The 23,125-nt window shown below is 57.9% G+C and carries 19 protein-coding genes; 9 read left to right on the top strand and 10 right to left on the bottom strand.

Translation table 11 applies throughout. The annotated features are described in order from the left end of the window. The first annotated feature begins 23 nt into the window (after nucleotides 1-23). Nucleotides 24-1,283 (top strand): UDP-N-acetylglucosamine 1-carboxyvinyltransferase, encoded by a 1,260-nt coding sequence (gene murA, locus ACVLVH_RS13565; RefSeq protein WP_110868080.1) that lies wholly within the window; start codon nucleotides 24-26, stop codon nucleotides 1,281-1,283. 67 nt (nucleotides 1,284-1,350) lie between these two features. On the opposite strand, the gene ACVLVH_RS13560 is transcribed toward murA, so the two are convergent. Together ACVLVH_RS13560 and ispB are read right to left on the bottom strand one after the other, a co-directional pair. Then, on the bottom strand, nucleotides 1,351-1,632 hold the full coding sequence (locus ACVLVH_RS13560; protein WP_101762273.1) for a helix-turn-helix domain-containing protein: 282 nt from the start codon (nucleotides 1,630-1,632) through the stop codon (nucleotides 1,351-1,353). 236 nt (nucleotides 1,633-1,868) lie between these two features. Further along, nucleotides 1,869-2,840 carry an octaprenyl diphosphate synthase gene (gene ispB / locus ACVLVH_RS13555; RefSeq protein WP_101762272.1) on the bottom strand — a complete coding sequence of 324 codons (972 nt, stop codon included), beginning with the start codon at nucleotides 2,838-2,840 and terminating at the stop codon, nucleotides 1,869-1,871. 252 nt (nucleotides 2,841-3,092) lie between these two features. On the opposite strand from ispB, the gene rplU reads away from it, so the two are divergent. The 3 genes from rplU to cgtA all read left to right on the top strand — a co-directional run bounded on the left by rplU (nucleotide 3,093) and on the right by cgtA (nucleotide 5,102). Further along, complete coding sequence (gene rplU, locus ACVLVH_RS13550) at nucleotides 3,093-3,404, top strand: 50S ribosomal protein L21 (protein ID WP_007886644.1); 312 nt, start codon at nucleotides 3,093-3,095, stop codon at nucleotides 3,402-3,404. A gap of 15 nt (nucleotides 3,405-3,419) precedes the next feature. Further along, nucleotides 3,420-3,677, top strand: coding sequence for a 50S ribosomal protein L27 (gene rpmA / locus ACVLVH_RS13545; protein WP_007886647.1), 258 nt, complete (start codon nucleotides 3,420-3,422; stop codon nucleotides 3,675-3,677). Nucleotides 3,678-3,926: 249 nt separating this feature from the next. Next, nucleotides 3,927-5,102: an Obg family GTPase CgtA gene (gene cgtA / locus ACVLVH_RS13540; RefSeq protein WP_101762271.1), complete on the top strand. Its 1,176-nt coding sequence runs from the start codon at nucleotides 3,927-3,929 to the stop codon at nucleotides 5,100-5,102. 40 nt (nucleotides 5,103-5,142) lie between these two features. Here the strand turns inward: cgtA and ACVLVH_RS13535 are convergent, their stop codons facing one another. Genes ACVLVH_RS13535 through ACVLVH_RS13515 form a run of 5 tightly spaced genes read right to left on the bottom strand, consistent with a single transcriptional unit; the run spans nucleotide 5,143 to nucleotide 9,999 of the window. Continuing rightward, complete coding sequence (locus tag ACVLVH_RS13535; RefSeq protein WP_137385048.1) at nucleotides 5,143-5,559, bottom strand: hotdog fold thioesterase; 417 nt, start codon at nucleotides 5,557-5,559, stop codon at nucleotides 5,143-5,145. Nucleotides 5,560-5,562: 3 nt separating this feature from the next. Then, nucleotides 5,563-6,321 (bottom strand): 2,3-dihydro-2,3-dihydroxybenzoate dehydrogenase, encoded by a 759-nt coding sequence (gene dhbA / locus ACVLVH_RS13530; RefSeq protein ID WP_192412537.1) that lies wholly within the window; start codon nucleotides 6,319-6,321, stop codon nucleotides 5,563-5,565. Next, nucleotides 6,318-7,172: an isochorismatase gene (locus ACVLVH_RS13525; protein ID WP_110868078.1), complete on the bottom strand. Its 855-nt coding sequence runs from the start codon at nucleotides 7,170-7,172 to the stop codon at nucleotides 6,318-6,320. The genes dhbA and ACVLVH_RS13525 overlap by 4 nt, the downstream gene beginning before the upstream one ends. A gap of 18 nt (nucleotides 7,173-7,190) precedes the next feature. Then, nucleotides 7,191-8,807, bottom strand: coding sequence for a (2,3-dihydroxybenzoyl)adenylate synthase (locus ACVLVH_RS13520; protein WP_192412535.1), 1,617 nt, complete (start codon nucleotides 8,805-8,807; stop codon nucleotides 7,191-7,193). Nucleotides 8,808-8,817: 10 nt separating this feature from the next. Then, the gene (locus ACVLVH_RS13515; RefSeq protein WP_192412532.1) at nucleotides 8,818-9,999 is read right to left on the bottom strand and encodes an isochorismate synthase; all 1,182 of its coding nucleotides are present in this window, start codon (nucleotides 9,997-9,999) and stop codon (nucleotides 8,818-8,820) included. A 176-nt stretch (nucleotides 10,000-10,175) separates the two neighbouring features. On the opposite strand from ACVLVH_RS13515, the gene fepB reads away from it, so the two are divergent. Beyond that, a complete protein-coding gene (gene fepB / locus ACVLVH_RS13510) occupies nucleotides 10,176-11,141 on the top strand; it encodes a Fe2+-enterobactin ABC transporter substrate-binding protein (protein WP_192412530.1) in 966 nt (321 codons plus the stop codon). Here fepB and entS read toward each other — a convergent pair. Beyond that, complete coding sequence (gene entS / locus ACVLVH_RS13505; RefSeq protein ID WP_192412528.1) at nucleotides 11,136-12,386, bottom strand: enterobactin transporter EntS; 1,251 nt, start codon at nucleotides 12,384-12,386, stop codon at nucleotides 11,136-11,138. The genes fepB and entS overlap by 6 nt on opposite strands. Nucleotides 12,387-12,527: 141 nt before the next feature. On the opposite strand from entS, the gene fepD reads away from it, so the two are divergent. The 3 genes from fepD to ACVLVH_RS13490 are packed head-to-tail and all read left to right on the top strand — an operon-like array spanning nucleotide 12,528 to nucleotide 15,291. After that, nucleotides 12,528-13,517, top strand: coding sequence for a Fe(3+)-siderophore ABC transporter permease (gene fepD / locus ACVLVH_RS13500; RefSeq protein ID WP_192412518.1), 990 nt, complete (start codon nucleotides 12,528-12,530; stop codon nucleotides 13,515-13,517). Continuing rightward, entirely contained in the window at nucleotides 13,514-14,497 is a 984-nt protein-coding gene (gene fepG / locus ACVLVH_RS13495) for an iron-enterobactin ABC transporter permease (RefSeq protein ID WP_192412516.1), read from the top strand. Before fepD ends, fepG begins: the two co-directional genes overlap by 4 nt. Further along, entirely contained in the window at nucleotides 14,494-15,291 is a 798-nt protein-coding gene (locus ACVLVH_RS13490) for an ATP-binding cassette domain-containing protein (RefSeq protein WP_192412514.1), read from the top strand. Before fepG ends, ACVLVH_RS13490 begins: the two co-directional genes overlap by 4 nt. Before the next feature lie 175 nt (nucleotides 15,292-15,466). Here ACVLVH_RS13490 and ACVLVH_RS13485 read toward each other — a convergent pair whose 3' ends face one another. Together ACVLVH_RS13485 and fes are read right to left on the bottom strand one after the other, a co-directional pair. Continuing rightward, nucleotides 15,467-19,378: an enterobactin synthase subunit F gene (locus ACVLVH_RS13485; protein WP_498949525.1), complete on the bottom strand. Its 3,912-nt coding sequence runs from the start codon at nucleotides 19,376-19,378 to the stop codon at nucleotides 15,467-15,469. After that, nucleotides 19,363-20,592 (bottom strand): enterochelin esterase, encoded by a 1,230-nt coding sequence (gene fes / locus ACVLVH_RS13480; RefSeq protein ID WP_312464601.1) that lies wholly within the window; start codon nucleotides 20,590-20,592, stop codon nucleotides 19,363-19,365. Before fes ends, ACVLVH_RS13485 begins: the two co-directional genes overlap by 16 nt. 259 nt (nucleotides 20,593-20,851) lie before the next feature. Between fes and ACVLVH_RS13475 the strand changes: the two genes are divergently transcribed. Next, entirely contained in the window at nucleotides 20,852-23,122 is a 2,271-nt protein-coding gene (locus tag ACVLVH_RS13475) for a TonB-dependent siderophore receptor (protein ID WP_110868070.1), read from the top strand. Nucleotides 23,123-23,125 lie beyond the last annotated feature (3 nt).

Raw genomic sequence — 23,125 nt, 5'->3', positions numbered from 1 at the left:
ATAGATAATTGAGAGCGGTGTTAATGGACAAATTTCGTGTGCAAGGCCCCACCCGTTTAAGTGGTGAAGTGACCATTTCCGGGGCGAAGAATGCTGCGTTGCCGATTCTGTTTGCTGCGCTGCTGGCTGAAGAGCCGGTAGAGATTCAGAACGTACCGAAGCTGCGTGATATCGATACCACCATGAAGCTGCTGAATCTGCTGGGTGCGCGCGTTGAGCGCAATGGTTCGGTCCACGTTGATGCTCGCGAAGTTAATGTTTTCAGTGCGCCATACGATTTAGTGAAAACCATGCGTGCTTCGATTTGGGCGCTGGGTCCGCTGGTGGCGCGTTTTGGTCAGGGCCAGGTTTCACTGCCGGGCGGCTGCGCTATCGGTGCACGCCCGGTCGATCTGCACATTACTGGCCTGGAACAGCTGGGTGCGGAAATTAAGCTGGAAGAGGGCTACGTTAAAGCTTCTGTCAATGGCCGTCTGAAGGGCGCGCATATCGTGATGGATAAAGTGTCTGTCGGCGCTACCGTTACCATCATGAGCGCGGCCACGCTGGCCACCGGCATCACCATCATTGAGAACGCCGCGCGTGAGCCGGAGATTGTCGATACGGCAAACTTCCTCAACACGCTGGGTGCGAAAATCACCGGCGCGGGCACAGACAAAATCACCATTGAAGGTGTTGAGCGTCTGGGCGGCGGCGTTTATCGTGTGCTGCCAGATCGTATCGAAACCGGTACATTCCTGGTCGCAGCAGCCATTTCACGGGGCAAAGTTGTTTGCCACAACACGAAGCCAGATACGCTGGATGCCGTGCTGTCTAAATTGCGTGAGGCTGGTGCAGAGATCGAAGTGGGCGAAGATTGGATCAGCCTGGATATGCACGGTAAGCGTCCAAAAGCGGTGAATATCCGTACCGCGCCGCATCCTGGCTTCCCTACTGACATGCAGGCGCAGTTCACACTGTTGAACCTGGTGGCAGAAGGAACCGGTGTGATTACCGAAACCATCTTCGAAAACCGCTTTATGCATATCCCTGAGCTGATTCGTATGGGCGCGCACGCGGAAATTGAGAGCAATACAGCGATTTGTCATGGCGTAGAAACCTTGTCGGGCGCGCAGGTGATGGCCACCGATCTGCGTGCATCAGCGAGTCTGGTGCTGGCGGGTTGTATCGCGGAAGGCACCACGATAGTGGATCGTATCTATCACATCGACCGTGGCTACGAGCACATCGAAGATAAGTTGAAAGCGATGGGTGCAAATATCGAGCGCGTAAGCGGCGAATAATTTCTGCTTCGTAGATCAAAAAAACCAGTCACGGCAACGCGGCTGGTTTTTTTCATTGGTATTACAGTCAGATCTTTTTACGATCCTTCGGCGATCGTATGCACTTCTTGCGATCCAATAACTGGCCGGTAACAGGATCGTAATATCGGCTTGGCCAGATGTCTGCCGGATGAACCTTGATCGCATTGGCGATTAGCCACTCACCTTTGGGCCAGGGACGCGACAGCGCATTGGCCAGCGTTGAGGAGCTGAGCCCTGATTCGCGTGACAGCGCTGCCAGTGATGTGCCTTTCTTACGTAATGCAGCAATGATATCTGCCGGGTGCCAATCCGCTTTCCTTGTGTACATAACTCTCTTCTCCATGTCCGTGTTATTACTTCATCTCCGCTGTAAAAAGGCGCTCCCGTGGCAGAGATATCTGGAAAAAACCCGCGTTTTTATAGCAAATGTTTCCCGTAATTTTCCAGTAAATGTTTGGCTGGCGCACGAAACTGCGTCGCTTTTCGCAAAAGCGATGCAAGAGATGTAAGTAAAAAGGGAGAAGAGTGAGGAAGGAAACGGGGCCAGAGAAGGCCCCGTTGTAATCAGAAATCGCGCTGTACTGACATGTGCGCCAGCGCTTCGAGGGCGCTGCGCCACGGGCTTTCGGGTAATACCTGCAGGGCTGCGATGGCTTTATCTGCCTCTTCTTCAGCGCGTTTGCGCGTCCACTCCAGCGAGCCAGTCTGTTGCATCGCAGCCAGCACCGGTTCCAGCAGATGACGACCGTTACCTTCTTCAATGGCTTTACGGATCATCTGCGCCTGCTCAAGCGTTCCGTTGTGCATCGCGTGCAGCAATGGCAGCGTCGGTTTACCTTCGCTCAGGTCATCACCGGTATTTTTGCCCAGCGTTTCACCATCTGCGCTGTAATCCAGCAAATCATCAATTAACTGGAAAGCGGTGCCAAGGTAGCGACCATAATCCTGTAACGCCTTTTCCTGCGCGGGCGTCGCCTCAGCTAAAATCGCCGACGCTTGCGAAGCAGCTTCGAACAGGCGAGCGGTTTTGCTGTAGATCACCCGCATGTAGCTCTCTTCAGTGATATCGGGATCGTTGCAGTTCATTAACTGCAGCACTTCTCCTTCGGCGATCACGTTGACCGCTTCCGACATCAGCGCAAGGATCTTTAAGGATCCCATGCTGGTCATCATCTGGAATGAGCGCGTATAGATAAAATCGCCCACCAGCACGCTTGCCGCATTACCGAACGCGGCGTTAGCGGTGGCTTTGCCACGGCGCATATCGGATTCATCCACCACATCATCGTGCAGCAGCGTCGCCGTATGGATAAATTCGATCAGCGCCGCATTAGTGATGTGCAACGATCCCTGATAATTCAGCGCGCGTGCCGACAGCACAGCGATCATCGGACGGATGCGTTTGCCCCCGCCGCTGATGATGTAATAGCCCAACTGGTTAATCAGTGAGACTTCTGAATTCAGCTGCTCGAGGATGGTCTGGTTGACGGCCGCCATGTCCTGCGCGGTTAATTCATTAATCTGTTCTAAGTTCATTCGTCTTTTCAGCTTTACTCGTTTTTTGCATGGTAAGCGCTTTACACAGCGTGAGTTCAGGTAATCTGTTACTGATTGTACTTGAAAAATCGGGTTGCGAAACGTTTGCATTCGCCTTGCGCTTTTTTTCTGCAAGAGAGTGCAAAGTGCTCTTGTCTTCTGCTGGAGTATTGCGTAGAATTCGCGCCCTATTGTGAATATTTATCGCGCCGCCTGATGAATAGAAAGGCACGCGCAGAAGCGGAGTTTTATATGTACGCGGTTTTCCAAAGTGGTGGTAAACAACACCGAGTAAGCGAAGGTCAGACCGTTCGCCTGGAAAAGCTGGACATCGCAACCGGTGAAACCATTGAGTTTGACCAGGTTCTGATGATCGCAAATGGCGAAGACGTGAAAATCGGCGCGCCACTGGTTTCAGGCGGTGTGATCAAGGCAGAAGTTGTTGCTCACGGTCGTGGCGAGAAAATTAAAATCGTTAAGTTTCGTCGTCGTAAACACTACCGTAAGCAAGCTGGTCACCGTCAGTGGTTCACAGATGTGAAAATCACTGTGATCGGCGCGTAAGAGGAGATCTGACAAATGGCACATAAGAAGGCTGGTGGCTCGACCCGTAACGGTCGCGACTCCAACGCAAAACGTCTGGGTGTAAAACGTTTCGGTGGCGAATCTGTTCTGGCAGGTAGCATCATCGTTCGTCAGCGTGGCACCAAATTCCACGCAGGTAGCAACGTAGGTTGTGGTCGTGACCACACCCTGTTTGCCACCGCAGACGGCAAAGTAAAATTCGAGATTAAAGGCCCGAACAACCGTAAATATATCAGCATCGTTGCTGAGTAAGGTTGTCGTGCTGCAGACGTCTAACGTCTGAATACACGAATGAAAGGCCCCGCAGCTTTGCGGGGCTTTTTACATTCTGCTACTGAGCTTGCTGGATAACAGTTACGCTTTAGCACAGTTGTTGTACAATTTATGTACTCCTGGCTTTGCCAGTCTTGTATTATCCGCCGTCGGTCAGCGCAGAAGACCCTGGCGGACCCGTTTGCGGCCTGCAAGCTGCCGTGAACGACAGCGTGACGGAGAAATAAAATGAAGTTTGTAGATGAAGCGACGATCCTTGCGGTCGCGGGTGATGGCGGCAATGGTTGCGTAAGCTTCCGCCGTGAAAAATATATTCCAAGAGGCGGCCCGGATGGCGGCGACGGCGGCGACGGCGGCGACGTGTATTTGTTGGCGGATGAAAACCTCAACACCCTGATCGATTATCGCTTTGAAAAGTCTTTCCGTGCCGAACGTGGCCAGAATGGCCAAAGCCGTGATTGCACCGGTAAACGTGGTAAAGACATCATCGTTAAAGTGCCCGTTGGTACCCGCGTAATTGACCAGGGTACCGGCGAAACGCTGGGCGACATGACGCGTCATGAGCAGAAGCTGATGGTGGCGAAAGGCGGCTGGCATGGCCTTGGTAACACGCGCTTTAAATCCTCAGTTAACCGTTCCCCGCGTCAAAAAACCATGGGAACACCGGGCGAGAAGCGCGACCTGCAACTGGAACTGATGCTGCTGGCTGACGTTGGTATGTTGGGTCTGCCGAATGCCGGTAAATCGACCTTTATTCGCTCGGTATCCGCAGCGAAACCCAAAGTTGCGGATTATCCGTTCACTACGCTGGTGCCAAGCCTTGGCGTGGTGCGTATGGACAACGAAAAGAGCTTTGTTGTCGCCGACATTCCGGGCCTGATTGAAGGCGCAGCGGATGGCGCAGGTCTGGGTATTCGCTTCCTGAAGCACCTTGAGCGCTGCCGCGTGCTGTTGCACCTGATCGATCTTGCCCCTATCGATGAATCTGATCCGGTAGAAAATGCCCGCATCATTCTCGGCGAACTGGAGAAATACAGCGATAAACTGTTCCAGAAGCCGCGCTGGTTAGTATTCAACAAATGTGACCTGCTGAGCCGCGAAGAAGCGGAAAGCCGTGCCAAAGCGGTAGTGGAAGCATTAGGCTGGGAAGAAAAATATTACCTAATCTCTGCGGCTAGCCATGATGGCGTGAAAGATCTTTGCTGGGATGTGATGAGCTTTATCATCGAAAATCCAAAAGAAGCCGAAGAAGAAACTAAAGAGCCAGAGAAAGTGGCCTTCATGTGGGATGATTATCACCGTGAAGCCATGGAAACGGCGCAGGAAGTGGAAGAAGACGACGATTGGGATGACGACTGGGACGAAGAGGACGACGAAGGCGTCGAAATCATTTACCAGCGTTAATCGTACAAAAAAGCGGCCCGAAGGCCGCTTTTTTTATGTCTTAACCCAGCACCGCCACCGTCAATCTCGAGGTGCAGCACAGCTGATTGCGGGCGTTACGAATCTCAATCTGCCAGCTTTGATTACGCGCACCAAGGTGCAGCGGGCGGCAAATACCGCGCACTTCACCGCTGCTTACTGCACGATGGTGGCTGGCGCTCACCTCAATCCCCACCACGCTTTTACCTTCTTCGATGCTGAGATAACCGGCGATCGATCCCATCGATTCCGCCAGCACTACAGAAGCGCCGCCGTGCAGCAGGCCAAACGGCTGCTGCGTGCGGGCATCCACCGGCATGGTGGCTTCGAGATAATCTTCACCGATGGTGGTAAACACAATGCCAACGTGTGCCACCAGCGAGTTTTCACCCATCTTATTCAACGTTTCAACATCGACCGAACGTTTCCAGATTGCCATAACTTAGGATCCCAGCGTTGCGCCACCGTCGACCACAATATCCTGCAGCACCACGTGGCTGGCAAGATCCGACGCGAGGAACATCACGTTAGCGACGATCTCCTGCGGTTTAGCGATCTTACGCAGCGGGATCCCCAGTTTGTACTGTTCCGGGAAACCATTGATCATCTCCTGCTCGGCTTCTGGCGTATGCCACAGACTGCGTTGCATATCGGTATCGGTGGAACCCGGAGAAACGATATTGCAGCGCACGCCGTAAGGCGCCATCTCTAAACCCACGGTCAGACACAAGCTGCGCAACGCCGCTTTGGAAGCGCCATAAGCGGACATACCAAGGCGCGGCGCATGTGCCGCATTAGAGGCGATAGTCACAATCGCACCCGCACGCTGCTGGCGAAACACCGGCAAGGTTTGCTGGAACAGGTTGAACGCGCCGCCGGCATTCACCGCCAGACACGCCTGCCAATCGTCGAACGACAGTTCATCGGTGCTGCCAATACGCAGGATGCCGGCACCGTTCACCAGCACATCGAGACGTGGCTGATCTGCCAGCAAACGCTGACAAACCGCTTTCACCTCGGCGGCGTTCGCCACATCCAGCACCTGCGTGGCGAAAGGATAGTCGGCCTGATCGAAACGCAGATCGAAGCCGACAACCTGCGCGCCCGCCTGATGGAAGCTCAGCGCGGTGTGGTAACCAATCCCTTTGCCTGCGCCGGTTACCCAGACGATTTTTCCACTGAAATCGAAAGTTGCACTCATTTAGCTGGCACCCTTGATAACAGCGCCCACCAGCCATCGATGGTCGGATTTTTTGCCAGACTGACGAAATCGATGTCGCTGTGCACCTGACGCCAGCGCGCCGCCAGCGCCATCACGCGTACTGAATCCAGACCGTAATCGATCAGGTTCTCGTCATCTGCAGGCACATCGTCATCTTCCAGCAGCGGCAGAATCAGCGCACGCAGATCGTCTTTGCTCAACGGCAGCGGCATCAGGTCGGCGGTCATCACTACTTTACCGCTGCGACCTGCGGTGTAAGTCAGCGCCATCATGTGCTCTTCGCGCGTGAAGTCGGCCAGCGCATCCGCCACCATAAACGGCTGGATATTACGCATAAAGGCGTCAGTCGCGGTGGTCAGGCAACCGATATGCGCGTACACGCCGGTGATGATCAACTGATCGCGGCCCATCTCCTGCAGGATCGATTCCAGCGGTGAGCGCACGAAGGCGCTGTATCGCCATTTGGTCAGTACCTGATCGTCCTGATCCGGCGCCAGCGCATCAACGATCTTCTGCTGATCCGGATGTTTGTTCAGGCCCGGTCCCCACATGTCGTTGAGGAGTGCGCGATCGGCATCGCTCTGTTCGTTCGGCTGAGCGGTATAGAACACCGGTATGCCCTGCGCTTTGCAGTAAGCACGCAGACGAGCGATGTTTTCCACCACCTGATTAACCAGCGGGCTGTTTTCGCCCCAGAAATTAAGGAAGTAAGCCTGCATATCGTGAATCAGCAGCGCGGCACGCTGAGGCTCAAGCGCCCACTTCACTTTATTGGTTGGCAGTTCAGTTGCTGCGGGTAGCGCGTAAGCGTTCAGTTTTGGAATAGCCATTACAATCTCCGGAACAGGTCAGGCTTGCGCTTGTTGGTCGGCAAGCTGTTGACGTAAACGTTTTTTATCCACCTTGCCGACAGGCGTCAGCGGCAGAGCATCGACGCAGGTAATACGGTCAGGTAATTTGAACTCGGCCACACCCAGTTCTCGCAGGTGACGACGCAACGCCACCGCTTTGATCGGTTGGCTAGCAACGATAAAGGCGCAGCTCTTTTCACCCATCAATTCGTCGTTCATCGACACCAGCGCGGCGTGGATCACATCCGGATGGCGTTGCAGCAGATTTTCGATCTCTTCCGCGGCGATCTTCTCGCCACCGCGATTGATCTGATCCTTTTCGCGCCCTTGCACGGTGATGTAGCCCTGCGCGTCGATCTCAATCAGATCGCCCGAACAGTAAAACCCGTTGGCGTCGAAGCTGGCGGCGTTATGTTCCGGGCTCTTGTAATAGCCACGGAAGGTGTAGGGGCCGCGCGTCATCAGGCGACCGATGGTGCCGGTTGGCAGCGCGTTGCCGTGCTCGTCAGCGACCCACACTTCGTCATCTTCAGAGATCGGGCGGCCTTGCGTGGTGAGAATGATGTTCTCATCGTCGCCAAAGCGCGTGTAGTTCACCAGACCTTCGGCCATGCCGAAAACCTGCTGCAGCTGACAGCCAATTTCACGCTGAATACGTGCCGCAAGGGTTTCGCCCAGCTTGGCGCCGCCCACCTGAATGCGTTGCAGCGAAGCCAGCTGTTTATTGCTGCCCCATTCCTGAATCGCCTGTAGCCACAAACTCACCGCCGGCGGCACCAAACCGGTATCGGTGACCTGATGCTTCTCAATCAGCGGGAAGCAGAGCGTGGCGCTGGGATCGGCAGCCAGAATTACCTGACCACCGGCATAAAACACACCGAGCGAACCCGGGGAGCTCATGGCAAAGTTATGCGGCGCGGGCAGGGCGATGAGATAACGCGTATCGGCGGTCACCTGACAAATCTCATCACTGGCGCGAATGCTGTAGTAATAGTCGTTGTGGGTGCGCGGAATCAGCTTCGGCGTGCCGGTGCTGCCGCCGGAGAGCTGGAAAAACGCCACTTCATCAGCGGCGGTTGGTGTGGCGAGGTAATCACCCGCGGCTTCCGCCATCAGCGCTTCCAGCGTATTTTCCGGCTGGTTGTCATTACGCAGAATCACCTGCTGCAGCGAAGGCTGCGCGGCGCACAGCGCGTTGATAAAGCTATCATCAGCAAACAGCGTGTGAGTGCGATCGGCAATCAGCAGTTTAGGTTCGATCTGCGCCGCATAGGCGCTTAGTTCGGTGCGCTGATGGCTGAACAGCGCAAATACTGACGCTACGCCGAGCTTAAACAGCGCAAATACCGTGACATAAAAATCGGCCACGTTGCCAAGCTGCACCAGCGCAGTATCGCCATTTTGCAGGCCACGGCGCTGCAGCGCGGCGGCCAGGTTGCTGCTCAGCACGTCCATTTCGCGATAGCTGATCTGGCGATCGCCATCAATCACCGCGATGGCATCATTATGCTGATGACGCGCCAGAATGTCGGTCATAGGCACATCCAGCCAGTAACCTTTTTCGCGATAGCGCGCAGCCAGGTCGTCCGGCCAGCGAGTATAGGGAATGCTCATGTTCTTTCCTTTATTGCAGTCCAAAGGCGCGCAACATGGTGTCCAGCTTCACGCCGGTTTCACGCCATTCTGATTCGGGTTGTGAGTCGGCCACGATGCCCGCGCCGGCAAACAGGCGCACCCGCGTGCCATGCACGGTGCCGCAGCGGATGGTGACCACCCATTCGCCATTGCCCTGGCTATCGCACCAGCCGACGATGCCGCCAAATAGTTGGCGATCAAAAGGTTCCAGCTGCTGAATAAGCTGCTGCGCGCGCTGATGGGGGAAACCGCTCAACGCAGGCGTCGGGTGCAGCAGGCAGGCCAGCGACAGCGCATTTTCGCGCTCATCCTGCACTTCGCCGTCGATTTGCGTGGCGAGATGCCACAGCGTGGCGGTGGTAATCAGCGACGGAATGGTCGGCACCGACAGCAAACGGCTGCGCGGCTGCAAGGTGTCGCGCATCGCGTCGGTCACCAGTTTGTGCTCATGACGATCTTTGCCGGAATCCATCAGCGTATCGCCAGCGGCACGATCCTGCTGGGCATCGTCGTGATTGCGCCGCGCTGAGCCCGCCAGCGGACAAGAGCTAAAATCGCGCCCCTGTTTGCGCAGCATCAGCTCCGGACTGGCACCAATCAGCGCACCGCCTTGCGGCAGCGGCAGATGGAAATGGTAGCTGTTGGGGTTCTGCGCAATCACGCGCTGCATCAGCGCTGCGGTATCAACCGGCTGTTCGCTAACGATATCCATCAGACGCGACAGCACCACTTTATCCAGATCGCCGCGCTGCGTGGCCGCCACCGCATCTGCCACCATCGTGGTAAACACATCGTGATCCGGCACTGCGGTGCGACGTCGCACCTGCGGCAGATCGCTGACGTTTTCCGGCAACGCGTTTTGCAGGTCAGCGCGATTAAACGTCTGATAGGATTCAGGAATAAACAGCGCGGCGGGCTGGCTGACGTCAAACGGGATCGCCCCGACCAGAATCGGATTGTCGATGCCCTGTTTTTTCGCCGCGGCAAAATGCTGACGTAACTGTTGTTGGAAATCACCGTCCAGCGACGCGGCGTCATCTACCGGCGCGGTAACGGTGGTATAGCATCCTTGCGTTGCCAAACTACGCCACGGCGAGGTAAAGAGGAAACCACGGCTTAGCGCGGAATAATCCTTCAGCCAGGCATTTTCAAACGTGGAAGATTCCACCATAATTTTCACCTATAAATGATAAGATTATTAAGAATGATTATCATTTTTATTATGGGCCTGTAACCTACGTCGATTGGGCAAAAGTGTCAATCCATTCGCGGGATTTCAGCTGCGTTTAGCCGTAATCAGGCGCTGACGCTCAGCAGGGCAATATGCTAAAAAGTGGACCAAAACTTATGAATAAATGCGGTTTTTGGGGCATTGCAGCCCTTATAGGTGTTTTCCAGATTTTCACCAGCGTCGCTTATGCCGAACAAGGTTGGCCGCGCACCGTTCAGGGTGCCAACGGATCGATCACGCTCAATCACGCGCCGCAGCGCATTGTCTCGACCAGCGTCACGCTGACCGGATCGCTGCTGGCCATTGATGCGCCGGTGATTGCTTCCGGCGCGACTGCGCCGAACAGTCGCCTGGCCGACGATCAGGGTTTCTTTCGCCAGTGGAGCGACGTTGCCAAAAAGCAGCATCTTCAACGTCTGTACATCGGTGAGCCGAATGCCGAAGCGGTTGCCGCGCAAGCGCCGGATCTGATTATCGTCAGCGCCACCGGCAACGATTCTGCCATCAAGCTCGCCGAACAGTTTTCGGCTATTGCACCGACGCTGGTGGTCAATTACGACGACAAAAGCTGGCAGGATGTCGTCACGCAGTTAGGCCAGGCGACCGGGCATGAAGCGCAGGCGGCGCAGCGCATTAAAGCTTTCGACGATCGTGAAGCGGCGCTGAAAAAAGCCATCACGCTGCCACCGCAGCCGGTCTCCGCCATGGTATGGAACGGCGGCGGACGCGCAGTCAATGTGTGGACCGCGGCTTCGGCGCAGGGCAAGCTGCTGGAACAACTTGGCTTCACCCTGGCAACGCCACCGGCGACGGTTGAGCAGGGACACAGCATGGGACAGCGCAAAGACATCATTCAGCTGTCGGGCGAAAACGTTGCCAGCGGCCTGACCGGTAAAACCTTCCTGCTGTTCGCCGCTGACGATAAAACCACGCAATCGGTGTTGAACAATCCGTTCCTTGCACAAAACGCGGCGGTGCAGGGCAAGCAGGTTTACGAGCTGGGCGTCGATTCCTTCCGTCTTGATTACTACAGCGCCAGCAATCTGCTGGCGCGTCTGGAGAAGCTGTTCGTTAAATCATGATGCCTGTTCCGTCAGCTCCGGTGCTGGCGGATGGTAACGACGTAAACGGCCCATCACCCACCACATCACGATGCCGAGCAGCGCCGCCGTAAAGCCAAATACCGCGGCGGCCTGCGGTGGCAGCAGCCATGAACCCATCGCACCAATCACCGCCGCACCAATCGCATCGCCGGTCACGTTCTGCGCGGTCCACAAGCCGTTGATGCGGCCTAACAGATGATCTGGCGTTAATGCCTGAATCATCGCGTACTGCACCAGGCTGTTGATGGCGCTGAAGTAACCGAAAGCGACTAAACAGGCTAACGCCAGCGGCAGGTTCGGCATCTGGCTAAACAAACCCAACGCGACAAACGCTGCAATCGCACTGCCGAGCACCAGCTGTCCGGGACGCGCGGCGTGTTTCAGTTTACCGCTGGTGAACGCGCCGATAGCTGCGCCGAGCGGCACGGCGGCATACATCAGGCCAAGCTGGTCAGCGCTCACTGACCAATGCGGCGCAAGCGACGGATAGAGCACGCGCACCGCGCTGGCCAGCGTGACTAATGCGCCAATCAGCGCCACCATGCCGACAATCGGGCTGGCGAAAAGAAACTGCACGCCAGCGGCGAGGGATTTCAGCGGATGTTCACGCGGTTGTGGCGGCGGCGGCAAAGTGGGCAATTTCAGCAGCGTTAACACGGTAAGTAAGGTGCCAAAGGCAGCGAGTGCGTAGTTCCACGTCACGCCGCCGTGAGCAATCACCAGACCAGCAATCGCGGGCGATAAAATGGAGCCGAAGCGCACCGTCAACATGGTGATAGCGCCCGCCTGCATAATGTTTTCCCTACCGACCAGCGCGGGCGTCGCCGCCAGCAGCGCGGTGACGCCAATCGCGCCGAAAAAACCATCCCAGAAACCCAGCAGATAAACCGCGATCAGAGAGGGTTCTGGCAGCGCGGCGTTAATCGCCAGCGCGATAAAACCTAAGCCGCAGGTGGATCGGGCAAACAAAATCAGCTTTTTGCGTTCATGGCGATCCGCCAAAACGCCGCCGGTGAGCAGGCCGATAAACATGCCGGCAGCGGCCAGCGTCACCGCCAAGCCCACCAGCAGCGGTGAATGGGTCATGTGCTGAATCTGCACCGGCACCGCCACAGCGAGCATGCCGAGCGCGACAATCGAGATAAAACGCGCGATAAACACCGCGCGAAAAGCCGGGTGAGTTTTCAGCAGCGAGAGATCGATAAAGTGGGAAGATTTGTTCATGTGTTCGCCTTATTGCACCAATTTTCCTCATCGTCCGCGAGGCGAGTCATGGTAACATAGCTGAACGCGAGTAATAACGATAACCATTATCAAGTTACATCGCGCATGCAACGACGTTGAACAGTGAAGGTTTAGAACGCTATGCGCCAGATTCGTGCATTAGCAGGCTCAGGGATTCTGCTCTTGCTCCTCATCGCGCTCAGCTTAATGCTGGGGGCAAAATCAATACCGCTTCCCGATGTTTATCATTCGCTTACCACCTCCTGTCACAGCGCGGAGTGCGTCATTGTGCGTGACGCGCGCCTGCCGCGTACGCTGGCCGGTTTGCTGGCGGGCGTGGCGCTCGGCCTCGCTGGTGCGTTGATGCAGAGCCTGACGCGCAATCCGCTGGCCGATCCCGGCATTCTTGGCGTCAACGCCGGAGCAGGTTTCGCGGTGGTAATTGGCATTGCGCTGTTCGGTGCTGACTCGCCGGTGGATTGGCTCGGCTTCGCCTTTGGCGGCGCGCTGCTGGCGTCCGTGCTGGTGGCGATGACCGGCGCGATTGGCGGCGGGCGTGTCAATCCGGTGCGTCTGACGCTGGCCGGCGTGGCGCTGGGCGCGGTGCTGGAAGGATTAACCTCTGGCCTGTCGCTGCTCAATCCCGACATCTACGATCATCTGCGCTTCTGGCACAGCGGCTCGCTGGATATTCGCAATTTCACCACGCTGCGCACGCTGTTCCCGGCGGTGCTGATCGGCAGCGTGGTGGCCATTGCGCTATCGCAGGCGCTGAACAGTTTGAGTATGGGTGGCGACATGGCGACCGCGCTCGGCACGCGGGTGGCGCGCACCCAACTGCTTGGCCTGTTGGCGATTGCGCTGCTGTGCGGCGCAGCCACCGCGGCGGTGGGCCCGATTGCCTTTGTCGGTTTAATGACGCCGCACTTTGCCCGCTGGCTGGTGGGCAACGATCACCGCTGGATGCTGCCTGCGACCGCGCTGATCACGCCGATTCTGCTGCTCGCCGCCGATATCCTTGGCCGCCTGCTGGTGGCGGGCGAGCTGCGGGTTTCCATCGTCACGGCGATGCTCGGTGCGCCGATGCTGATTGCGCTGGTGCGCCGTAAATTGGGCCGGGGTGCACTATGACGCGTCGTGTCGGGTTACATACGCTTTGGCTGCTGTGCGCCTGCGCTCTGCTGGCTTATATGGCGATGACGCGCGGTGCATTGCAGATCAGCAGTGATCAAATCTGGCAAATTCTGCTCGGGCAGGGCGCCAGCAACGTCAAACTGATCGTGCTGGAATGGCGCTTGCCGCGCGTGCTAATGGCGCTGCTGATTGGTGCGGCGTTAGGCATCAGCGGCGCAATTTTCCAGTCGCTGCTGCGTAATCCGCTCGGCAGCCCGGACATTCTCGGTTTCAACACCGGCGCTTACAGCGGCGTGCTGGTGGCGCTGGTGCTGTTTAATCAAAGCGTCACGGCGATGACCGGCGCAGCGTTGATTGGCGGCATCGCCACGGCGGCGCTGGTCTATCTGTTTGCCTGGCGCAACGGCGTAGAGACCTTCCGGCTGATTATCGTCGGCATCAGCGTGCGCGCGCTGCTGATGGCGTTGAATTCCTGGCTGATTATCAGCGCCTCGCTGGAGTCGGCGCTGAGTGCGGGCTTGTGGAGCGCCGGATCGCTCAACGGCATTACCTGGGCAAAAACGCCGCCGGTGATTGCGGTACTGCTGCTGGCGTTACTGTTGATGGCGCTGCTGGCGCGGCGGATGCGTTTGCTAGAGATGGGCGACGATACCGCCTGCGCGCTTGGCGTGCCGGTGGAGCGCAGCCGCATGTGGCTGATGCTGATTGGCGTGGTGCTCACGGCGGCGTCAACCGCGCTGGTCGGGCCGATTTCGTTTGTCGCGCTGCTGGCGCCGCAGATTGCCCGTCGTCTTGGCGGCGGCGTTAAAGGTGCCTTGCCGCTGGCGGCGCTGTGCGGCGCGCTATTGCTGATTGCCGCAGACTTCGCCGCACAGCATCTGTTCCTGCCATATCAATTACCGGTTGGCGTGATAACCGTCATTCTCGGTGGACTTTATCTGATCGCTTTACTGGTGCGGGAGGCGCGACGCCAATGACCGATATCCCTTCACGTCTGCGCGGCGATAGCCTAACGCTGAGCTATGACAAAAAGGTGGTGGCAGAGAATCTGTCAGTGACGATTCCGCAAGGTGAGCTGACGGTGATTATCGGCCCTAACGCCTGCGGAAAATCGACGCTGCTGCGCACGTTGAGTCGCCTGCATACGCCGTTAAAAGGTGAGGTGTTGCTGGATGGCGCGGCCATTGCCAGCTATCCCACCAAAGAAGTGGCGAGGCGTTTGGGTTTGCTGCCGCAAAGTTCCAACGCGCCGGCGGGCATCAGCGTCACCGAGCTGGTGGCGCGCGGACGTTATCCGCATCAGGCGCTGTTTGGTCGCTGGCGTGCGGAAGATGAAGCGGCGGTGCAGAACGCGATGCGCGCCACCGGCGTGGCCGATTTGGCCCAGCAGTCGGTGGATACGTTATCGGGCGGTCAGCGTCAGCGCGTGTGGATTGCCATGGTGCTGGCGCAGGAAACGCCGCTGCTGCTGCTGGATGAACCGACCACCTGGCTGGATATCACCCATCAAATTGAGCTGCTGGAATTGATGCAGGAGCTGAATCAACAGCATGGGCGAACGCTGGTGGTGGTGCTGCACGATCTTAATCACGCTTGTCGCTATGCCACGCATTTGATTGCGATGCGTGACGGCAGGATTGTCGCCGAAGGGAAGCCGTCGGAAATCGTGACGCCCGCGTTGATCGAGCAGGTGTATGGCTTGCGCTGCGTGATTGTGGACGATCCGGTGGCGCATACGCCAATGATTGTGCCGCTGGGGCGCGGGGGGTAATTAAACGCGGTGCGCGCGGGCCCTCATCCCAGCCTTCTCACGCAAGCGGGAGAAGGGGCCGACCCAGCTTGTATGTTACACCCGTTACCACACCTAAACATTCCCTCTCCCGTCAGCGGCTCCTGATTGTTCCCTCTCCCGCTTGCGGGAGAGGGTTAGGGTGAGGGAAAGATCGCTATCCCAACAACCGCTGCAACAACGGTCCAATCTGCTCAAACATCTGCGGTGAAATGATCTCCACGTGGGCGCAATCCATCGGCCACACTTCCAGTTCACCAACATAGGGTGCCCAGGCGCGGCGCGCATCTTGTCCTGGCTGCTGCGTCTGTTCGGCGAGGAACAGCGTGGCGCGACCGTTGAAACGCGCGCTGCGTGCGGTCGCCAGCAGGCGCACCGAACTGGCGTAGTTGGCCTCGATGGTATCGAACATCGCACGCATCTCTTCGCCGGCCTGATGGCGCTGCGCGGCGATAAACTGCTCGCGCTCGCGGTTCACCTCTTCCAGCACCGCCGGATCCAGCACGTTCTCGCCGCGTTTCTCATCCCAGTTTTGCGTTTCTGGTGGCCAGGTATCCAGCAGGCCGAGGAACGCCACCTCTTCACCGGCCGCTTCCAGCCGGGCCGCAATGCCTTGCGCCAGGGTGCCGCCAAGCGAATAGCCGAGGAAATAGTAAGGTCCGTGCGGCTGCACGTCGCGCAGGGTTTGCAGATGGGCGTCGCACACGTCATCCAGATGCGCGCTTTGGTTCAGCGGGCTACTGATATCCGGCGACTGAATGCCGACCAGCGACCAGCGCGCATCGAGATAACGCTGCAGGATGCTGAATTGCCAGGCAAACCCTGACGCCGGATGGAAGCAGAACAGCGTTGGTCCGTTGCCCTGACGCAGCGGCAGCACCGCTTCGAAACCGGCTTGCTGATGGGATTGCGTATCACTGAGCAGCGTTGCCAGCTTCTCCACCGTGGAGGCCACCATGATTTGTCCCACCGACACCGGCTGTTGCAGCTCACGGCGCAGCTGCGCCGCTAAGCGCATCGCCAGCAGCGAATGGCCGCCGAGGGAGAAAAAGTCATCCTGCGCGCTGATTTCCTCGCGCGCCAGCAGCTGACAGAAAGCATTAGCTAAGGTGGTTTCCAGCCCAGCGTGCGGTGCACGTCCCGCACTGGCGCCGGCGGATGCGGGCAACGGCAGCGCTTTGCGATCCAGCTTGCCATTGCTGCTGAGCGGGAAGGCATCGAGCTGCACAATGGCTACCGGCACCATATGCGCGGGCAAGCGTTGCGCCAGCGCCTGACGCAGCGCGTCGCGATCAACCGGCTGCCCGGCAATCACGTAGCCGACCAGCTGACGCGCATCACCTTGCGCTGCCGTGCCGCCAAGCACCACCGCGTGTGTGACCGCCTGCTCAATGCCGGGCTGCGCGCTGAGCACATGATCGATCTCATTCAGTTCGATACGCTGACCGCGAATCTTCAGCTGATCGTCGCTGCGACCGAGATATTCCACCGCGCCGTTATCCAGCCAGCGCGCCACGTCGCCGGTGAGATACATGCGCTCGCCGGGCATGAAAGGATCGGCGATAAAGCGGCTGGCGGTGAGATCGGGACGGCCGAGATAGCCATGCGCCAGCTGCACGCCGGTTAAGTAGAGATCGCCCGCCACGCCCGGCGGCACCGGCTGCATGCGGGCATCAAGGATGCGCAGGCCGGTATTCCACACCGGGAAACCAATCGGCACGCTGGCACCTTCGACGGCGGCCAGGGCAGCACCAAACGCCGGATACCAGCTGACATCCACCGCCGCTTCGGTTGGGCCATACAGATTGTGCAGCGGCACGCGCGTCAGTTTTTCCCACTCGCGCGATAAATCCGTCGGCAGCGCTTCACCGCTGCAGAACACGTTACGCAGGCTGGCGCAGCAGGCAATTGCCGCTTGATCATCCAGCGCCGCGACAAAGGCCGCCAGCATTGAGGGAACGAAATGCGTGGTGGTGACTTGGTAGCGGGCAAACAGCTGCTGCAGCGCTTCCGGGTCGCGATGGGCTTCTGGCGGTGCCATCACCAACTGCGCACCGACCAGCAGCGGCCAGAAGAATTCCCACACCGAAACGTCGAAGCTGCTCGGGGTTTTTTGCAGCACCACGTCGTCGGCTTGCAGCGGATAGCGATCCTGCATCCACAACAGGCGATTGACGATGGCTTCATGCCCCACCAGCACGCCTTTAGGGCGACCGGTCGAACCTGAGGTGTAAATGATGTAGGCGCCATCCTGCGGCGTCGGCGCGCTGGCCGGCTGCGGTGCATGGGCATTGTGATACAGCACATCAAAATGCAGCTGATTGACCGACGCGATGGCGCTGAAGCGCGCGCTGAGCGCTGCGCAGGTGATCAGCGTTTTTGGCGCGGCGTCTTCCAGCATCAGCTGTAAGCGGTCATCCGGATAACCGGTGTCGAGCGGTAAATAGGCAGCGCCGAGCGAAACAATCGCCTGCAGCGCCAGGGAGAGCTGCACTGAACGCGGCAGCGCCACGGCGACAATATCGCCACGCTGCACGCCGGCGGCGCTGAGATCGGCGGCCAGCGCAAACACCTGCTGTTGCATCGCGCGATAGCTAAGCTGATGCTGCGCATCGGCCAGCGCCGGTGCATCGGGGGTGCGTGCCGCCTGCTGCGCTAACAGTGACGCCAGCGTTTCTGCTGGCAGCGGATAGGCGGTTTGGTTGATTGCGGCAATCTGCGCATGCTCTTCGGCAGTGAGCAGATCGAGTTCGCCGCACGGCCGCTGCGGCTGTTGCGCCAGCTGATCGAGCAGCAGGGCAAAGCGGCTGGCATGACGCTGCAAGGTTTGTTCGCTATAGCGTTCGGCATTGGCCAGCAGCTCCAGCGTCAGTTCACCGTGCTCGCTGATGTAAATGGCGATCTCCAGATCGCGCACCGGCCCGGACGCCAGTTGATGGGTGATGCCTTCCACGCCAGCGAAATCGAGCTGGTAGTCAAACATCTTCAGGTTGATCACCGGACCGTACAGCGGGTCGCCATCGCCGAGGCGGCCGAGATCGCGCTGCACCTGTTCGGCGTCATAGCGCTGATGACGACGCATCTTTTTCACTTCACCCGCCAGCTGGGCGGCGAGCGCGCCGATCGGCTGCGTCGGATCGTAATGGATTGCCATCGGCAATACGTTGATCACCGGACCGGTGGCGCACAAGGCGGCCGAGCCGATGCGGCGCATAAAGATGAAGCCAGCGGCAAAGTCGTTTTGCCCGCTGAGACGTGCCAGCCACAGCGCCACCAGCGCAAAGGCGAGATCGGCCGCGCTGGCGTGCGGATGCTGCTGCACCAGCGTCTGGAAGGTGCTGCGATCCAGCGTAACGCTATGGCGCAGCAGATCGGTGCTGGCGTGTTGACCGGCGAGCGGCAGCGGCGAGAGCGAAGCCGGTGAGGGCAGCGCCGCGCCTTTTTCGCGCCAGAACTGGCTGTCACGCGCAAAAGAGGAGGATTCGCGGTAGCGCTGATACTCGTCCACCACTTCGCTAAACGGAATAAACGGCGTCGGTTCAGCGGCTTGCTGGCGTACGGCCGCGCTGTAGAGATTGGCGATGCGGCGCGTCAGCGCGGTAAAGCTGAAGCCATCCACCACCAAATGATGATAGCGCTGATACCAAAACCAATGCTGATCGTCGAGACGGAACAGGCGGTGATGCCACAGCTTTGCGCCGCTCAATACGCGCAGATCGCCATTCATGTCGTCACGCATCAGCGCGCGCGCTTTGGCGGCCGCATCGGCCTCCGCGCGCAAATCGACAATCTGCGGCAGGCTAAAGGCGTGTGGCTGCGGCCACTGCAACGCTTCGCCTTCCACCTCACCAAAGGCCATATTCAGCGTGTCGGCTTCCTGCATGCCCGCAACGATCGCCTTCGCCAACAGGGCGCTATCAATCTCACCGCGCAGTTCGACAAAGTGCGCCACCGCGTAAGCGTTGTGGTGAGGTGACAGCTGATCGGCAATCCAGATGCCGGGCTGTGCCGCGACTAACGGCAAGGTTTGTTGGTCGGTCATAGGCTTATTCATCAGGGATTCGGACATGGATGCTCCGGTTTGCTCCACAGCGCTTGCAGGCCATTCAGCAGGCCGCCGCGCCAACAGAGCGCGTCATGGCCGCCTTCCACCGGCAGGTAATTCACCTGATAGCCGGCAGCGCTAAGCTGCTGTTGAAGTTGTTGATTAGCTTGCAGAATCAAGCCTTCGCGTTTGCCCGCTTCGAGCCAGAAACGCAGCGGTTGACGCGGTGCAAGACCGTTATCCAGCGCCTGTAGCAGCCAGCCGTGCGGATTGCCGCGTTCCGGCCACCAGAAGGAGCCCGATAAGCTGAGCGCGTTGCCAAAGGTTTCCGGCCAGTGCAGCGCGGCAAACACCGACGCCAGGCCGCCAAAGCTTTGTCCGGCGACGATGGTACTGTCCGCCTGCTGGCGATAAGGCGTTGATTGTGCAATTTGCGGTAACAGTTCTTGCTGAATGGCTTGCCAAAACTGCGCGTTACACGGCAGCTCGCGGCTGCGATGTTCGCGGTCAATGATGTCGATAAACAGATACACCGCTGGCGGCAAAGAACCGGCATCAGTGAGCTGCTGCAGCGGTCCGGCAATCGGCATGCTGTGCGCCCAGAATTGCCCGTCAAGCATGATGGCCAGCGGACGCTGTGCGGGATTGGCTGCGCCGGTGGTGTAAATCCACACCTTGCGGCTGTTGCCTAATAGCGCGCTATCCCATTGTTGCTGTTGCAGTTCAATGGTTGGCGCTGTGCCGTTATCCACCGCGTGCCACAGCTGTTGATCGGGTGCGTGAGGCAGATGCAGCGGCGAGACGCCCATGCCGCGACCACCGGACCAGCCACGTAAGCTGTTCAAAGGATCGGCCTGCGCCGTCGGGAATTTGTCGCGCCACCAGTTGCGCAGCGTGGACATGTCGGCAACGCCAGTGAAGTCCGTGGCCTGTTCATCGGGCATCAAACAGTAACTGCCGCGCCAGTTGGCGGGCAGCGAGGTCTGCCAATACCAGACGTTGGTGCCCGCCACACGCATTAACGACTGCGGCGGGCGGCGCTGGTGGTGATCGGTCACGCCGGTAATGTTAATCCACACGCGCTGGGTCGATGATTGCGTCTCATCGCCTTGCGGATCACGCCAGAAGAAGGTGACCTGACATTGGCCATCGTCTGCTAACTCAATGCGGGGAATGCCTTGGGATTGTTGCGCCTGCCACCAGGCTGCACTGCCGGTTACATCATTTCGCCAGGTCATAGGGCTGCCAGTCGGTGTTTACGCGGAGATTTACATAAGCTTGATGAATAATACTATTGATAATAATTTGCATTTGCAATAGGGTGACTGCGCTCAAAAATGAGCACGCCTGTTCCGCCAGAGGCTTACCGTTCGGTAAGGTTGCGCTACGGATGGTTTGAAGGGTCTGGAACTGGGCGCGATATGGACAGGGATCTTCTCACCGGCTCGCCAGTTAAGCATTCAACGGCTTTTTGCTGGCCATCCAGGAACGTATAAAATGAAAAATTACTCACGGTTATCGTTAGCCATTCTGATTGAACTGGGGCTCAGCGCCTCACTGCTTTCCAGCAGCGCCTGGGCAGCAGAGACTTCCTCCAGCAAAACCTCTGCCAGCACGACTGACGCACAATCAATGGACGGCGGCACCTTGATGGTCACCGCGCAGCAGCAGAACCTGCAAGCGCCGGGCGTCTCAACCATTACCGCCGACGAAATCAAAAAACATCCGCCCGCGCGTGATGTGTCTGAAATTATCCGTACCATGCCAGGCGTTAACCTGACAGGCAACTCCACCAGCGGCCAGCGCGGTAACAATCGCCAGATCGATATTCGTGGTATGGGCCCGGAAAACACCTTGATCATGGTGGACGGCATGCCGATCACCAGCCGCAACTCGGTGCGCCTTGGCTGGCGCGGCGAGCGTGATACGCGTGGCGACACCAACTGGGTGCCGCCGGAGATGATCGATCACATCGACGTGATTCGCGGACCTGCTGCGGTGCGTTACGGTAACGGCGCGGCGGGCGGTGTGGTGAATATCATCACCAAAAAACAGACCGATCAGCAGTGGCACGGTTCCTGGAACACCTATTACAACGTGCCGGAACATAAAGCGGAAGGCGCCACTAAGCGCACTAACTTCAGTCTCGAAGGGCCGCTGGGCGATGATTTCAACTTCCGTTTGTACGGTGGTTTAGCCAAAACCCAGGCCGATGCCTATGACATCAACGAAGGGCATGCGGCGGCGCGCACTGGCAGCTATGCGGGCAGCTATCCGGCCGGTCGTGAAGGTTCGGTTAATAAAGATATTAATGCTTTGCTGAGCTGGGCGTTTGCACCGATGCAGACGCTGGAGCTGCAGGCCGGTTACAGCCGTCAGGGCAACCTGTATGCGGGTGATACGCAGAACACCAACACCAGCGCGCTGGTGAAAAGCCTGTACGGTGATGAAACTAACCGCCTGTATCGCCAGAACGTCTCATTAAAATGGACCGGCGCATGGGATAACGGCGTCAGCACCAATACCTACGCGCGCTATGAGAAAACCCGCAACTCGCGTATCAATGAAGGTTTGGCCGGCGGCACCGAAGGCATCTTCTCTAACAGCGGTTTCAACACCATTCAGCTGGATGACGTGCTGCTGCATAGCGAAGTCAGCATTCCGTTTGAGCTGCTGTTTAACCAAACGGCGACGCTGGGTACCGAATGGAACCAGCAGCGCATGAAGGATGGCTCTTCCAACACGCAGGCGGCGAGCTACGGTGCGGTGCCGGGCATCGATAACACCGGTCGCAGCCCGTATTCCCAGGCAGAGATTTTCTCGCTGTTTGCGGAAGACAACATGGAGCTGACCGACAGCACCATGCTGACGCCAAGCCTGCGTTTCGATCATCACTCGATTGTTGGCAATAACTGGAGCCCGTCGCTCAACCTGTCACAAGGTTTGGGCGATGACTTCACGCTGAAGATGGGGATTGGTCGCGCCTATAAAGCGCCGAGCCTGTATCAGACCAACCCGAACTACTTGTTGTACAGCAACGGTCAGGGTTGTGCGGCCAGCACCGGCGCCTGTTATCTGCAGGGTAACAGCGACCTGAAAGCGGAAAACAGCATCAATAAAGAGATTGGTCTGGAGTGGAAACACGAAGGTTATCAGGCCGGTTTAACCTGGTTCCGCAACGATTATCGCAACAAGATCGAAGCCGGTTACTCGCCAGTGAGCAAAGCATCCAATGGCACCACAGATATTTATAAGTGGGAAAACGTACCGAAAGCGGTGGTGGAAGGGCTGGAAGGCACCGTCAACGTGCCGTTCTCCGACAGCGTGATGTGGAATAACAACTTCACCTATATGCTGCAGAGTAAGAACAAAGAGACCGGCGATCGTTTATCGGTGATTCCGGAATACACGCTGAATTCGACGCTGAGCTGGCAGGCGACACAGGATCTGTCGCTGCAAACTACACTGACCTGGTACGGCACACAGACGCCGAAGAAGTATGATTACAAAGGAAATCTTTCGACCGGCAGCGCAACGGATAAAGTGAGTCCTTACTCAATTATCGGTATGAGCGGTACCTACGATATCAACAAGTACGCCAGCGTCACGGTGGGCATCGATAACCTGTTCGATAAACGTCACTATCGCGAAGGTAATGCGCAAACCACCGGTAACGCCAACACCAACTCTTATCTGTATGGAGCGGGTGCGAATACCTACAACGAATCTGGTCGTACTTACTTTATGAGCCTGAATACCCACTTCTAACGG

The sequence above is a fragment of the Kluyvera sp. 1366 genome (assembly GCF_054823405.1).
This window is presented reverse-complemented; position numbering and strand designations above follow the sequence as displayed.

Excerpts from the sequence above, each read along its gene's own strand:
- dhbA (WP_192412537.1), bottom strand. The coding sequence starts at position 6,321 with ATGAGTGCAACTTTCGATTTCAGTGGAAAAATCGTCTGGGTAACCGGC.
- fes (WP_312464601.1), bottom strand. The coding sequence starts at position 20,592 with ATGACCTGGCGAAATGATGTAACCGGCAGTGCAGCCTGGTGGCAGGCG.
- ACVLVH_RS13475 (WP_110868070.1), top strand. The coding sequence starts at position 20,852 with ATGAAAAATTACTCACGGTTATCGTTAGCCATTCTGATTGAACTGGGG.
- ACVLVH_RS13520 (WP_192412535.1), bottom strand. The coding sequence starts at position 8,807 with ATGAGCATTCCCTATACTCGCTGGCCGGACGACCTGGCTGCGCGCTAT.
- fepB (WP_192412530.1), top strand. The coding sequence starts at position 10,176 with ATGAATAAATGCGGTTTTTGGGGCATTGCAGCCCTTATAGGTGTTTTC.
- rpmA (WP_007886647.1), top strand. The coding sequence starts at position 3,420 with ATGGCACATAAGAAGGCTGGTGGCTCGACCCGTAACGGTCGCGACTCC.
- murA (WP_110868080.1), top strand. The coding sequence starts at position 24 with ATGGACAAATTTCGTGTGCAAGGCCCCACCCGTTTAAGTGGTGAAGTG.
- entS (WP_192412528.1), bottom strand. The coding sequence starts at position 12,386 with ATGAACAAATCTTCCCACTTTATCGATCTCTCGCTGCTGAAAACTCAC.
- fepD (WP_192412518.1), top strand. The coding sequence starts at position 12,528 with ATGCGCCAGATTCGTGCATTAGCAGGCTCAGGGATTCTGCTCTTGCTC.
- ACVLVH_RS13525 (WP_110868078.1), bottom strand. The coding sequence starts at position 7,172 with ATGGCTATTCCAAAACTGAACGCTTACGCGCTACCCGCAGCAACTGAA.
- rplU (WP_007886644.1), top strand. The coding sequence starts at position 3,093 with ATGTACGCGGTTTTCCAAAGTGGTGGTAAACAACACCGAGTAAGCGAA.
- ACVLVH_RS13490 (WP_192412514.1), top strand. The coding sequence starts at position 14,494 with ATGACCGATATCCCTTCACGTCTGCGCGGCGATAGCCTAACGCTGAGC.
- fepG (WP_192412516.1), top strand. The coding sequence starts at position 13,514 with ATGACGCGTCGTGTCGGGTTACATACGCTTTGGCTGCTGTGCGCCTGC.
- ACVLVH_RS13515 (WP_192412532.1), bottom strand. The coding sequence starts at position 9,999 with ATGGTGGAATCTTCCACGTTTGAAAATGCCTGGCTGAAGGATTATTCC.
- ispB (WP_101762272.1), bottom strand. The coding sequence starts at position 2,840 with ATGAACTTAGAACAGATTAATGAATTAACCGCGCAGGACATGGCGGCC.
- cgtA (WP_101762271.1), top strand. The coding sequence starts at position 3,927 with ATGAAGTTTGTAGATGAAGCGACGATCCTTGCGGTCGCGGGTGATGGC.
- ACVLVH_RS13560 (WP_101762273.1), bottom strand. The coding sequence starts at position 1,632 with ATGTACACAAGGAAAGCGGATTGGCACCCGGCAGATATCATTGCTGCA.
- ACVLVH_RS13535 (WP_137385048.1), bottom strand. The coding sequence starts at position 5,559 with ATGGCAATCTGGAAACGTTCGGTCGATGTTGAAACGTTGAATAAGATG.
- ACVLVH_RS13485 (WP_498949525.1), bottom strand. The coding sequence starts at position 19,378 with ATGTCCGAATCCCTGATGAATAAGCCTATGACCGACCAACAAACCTTG.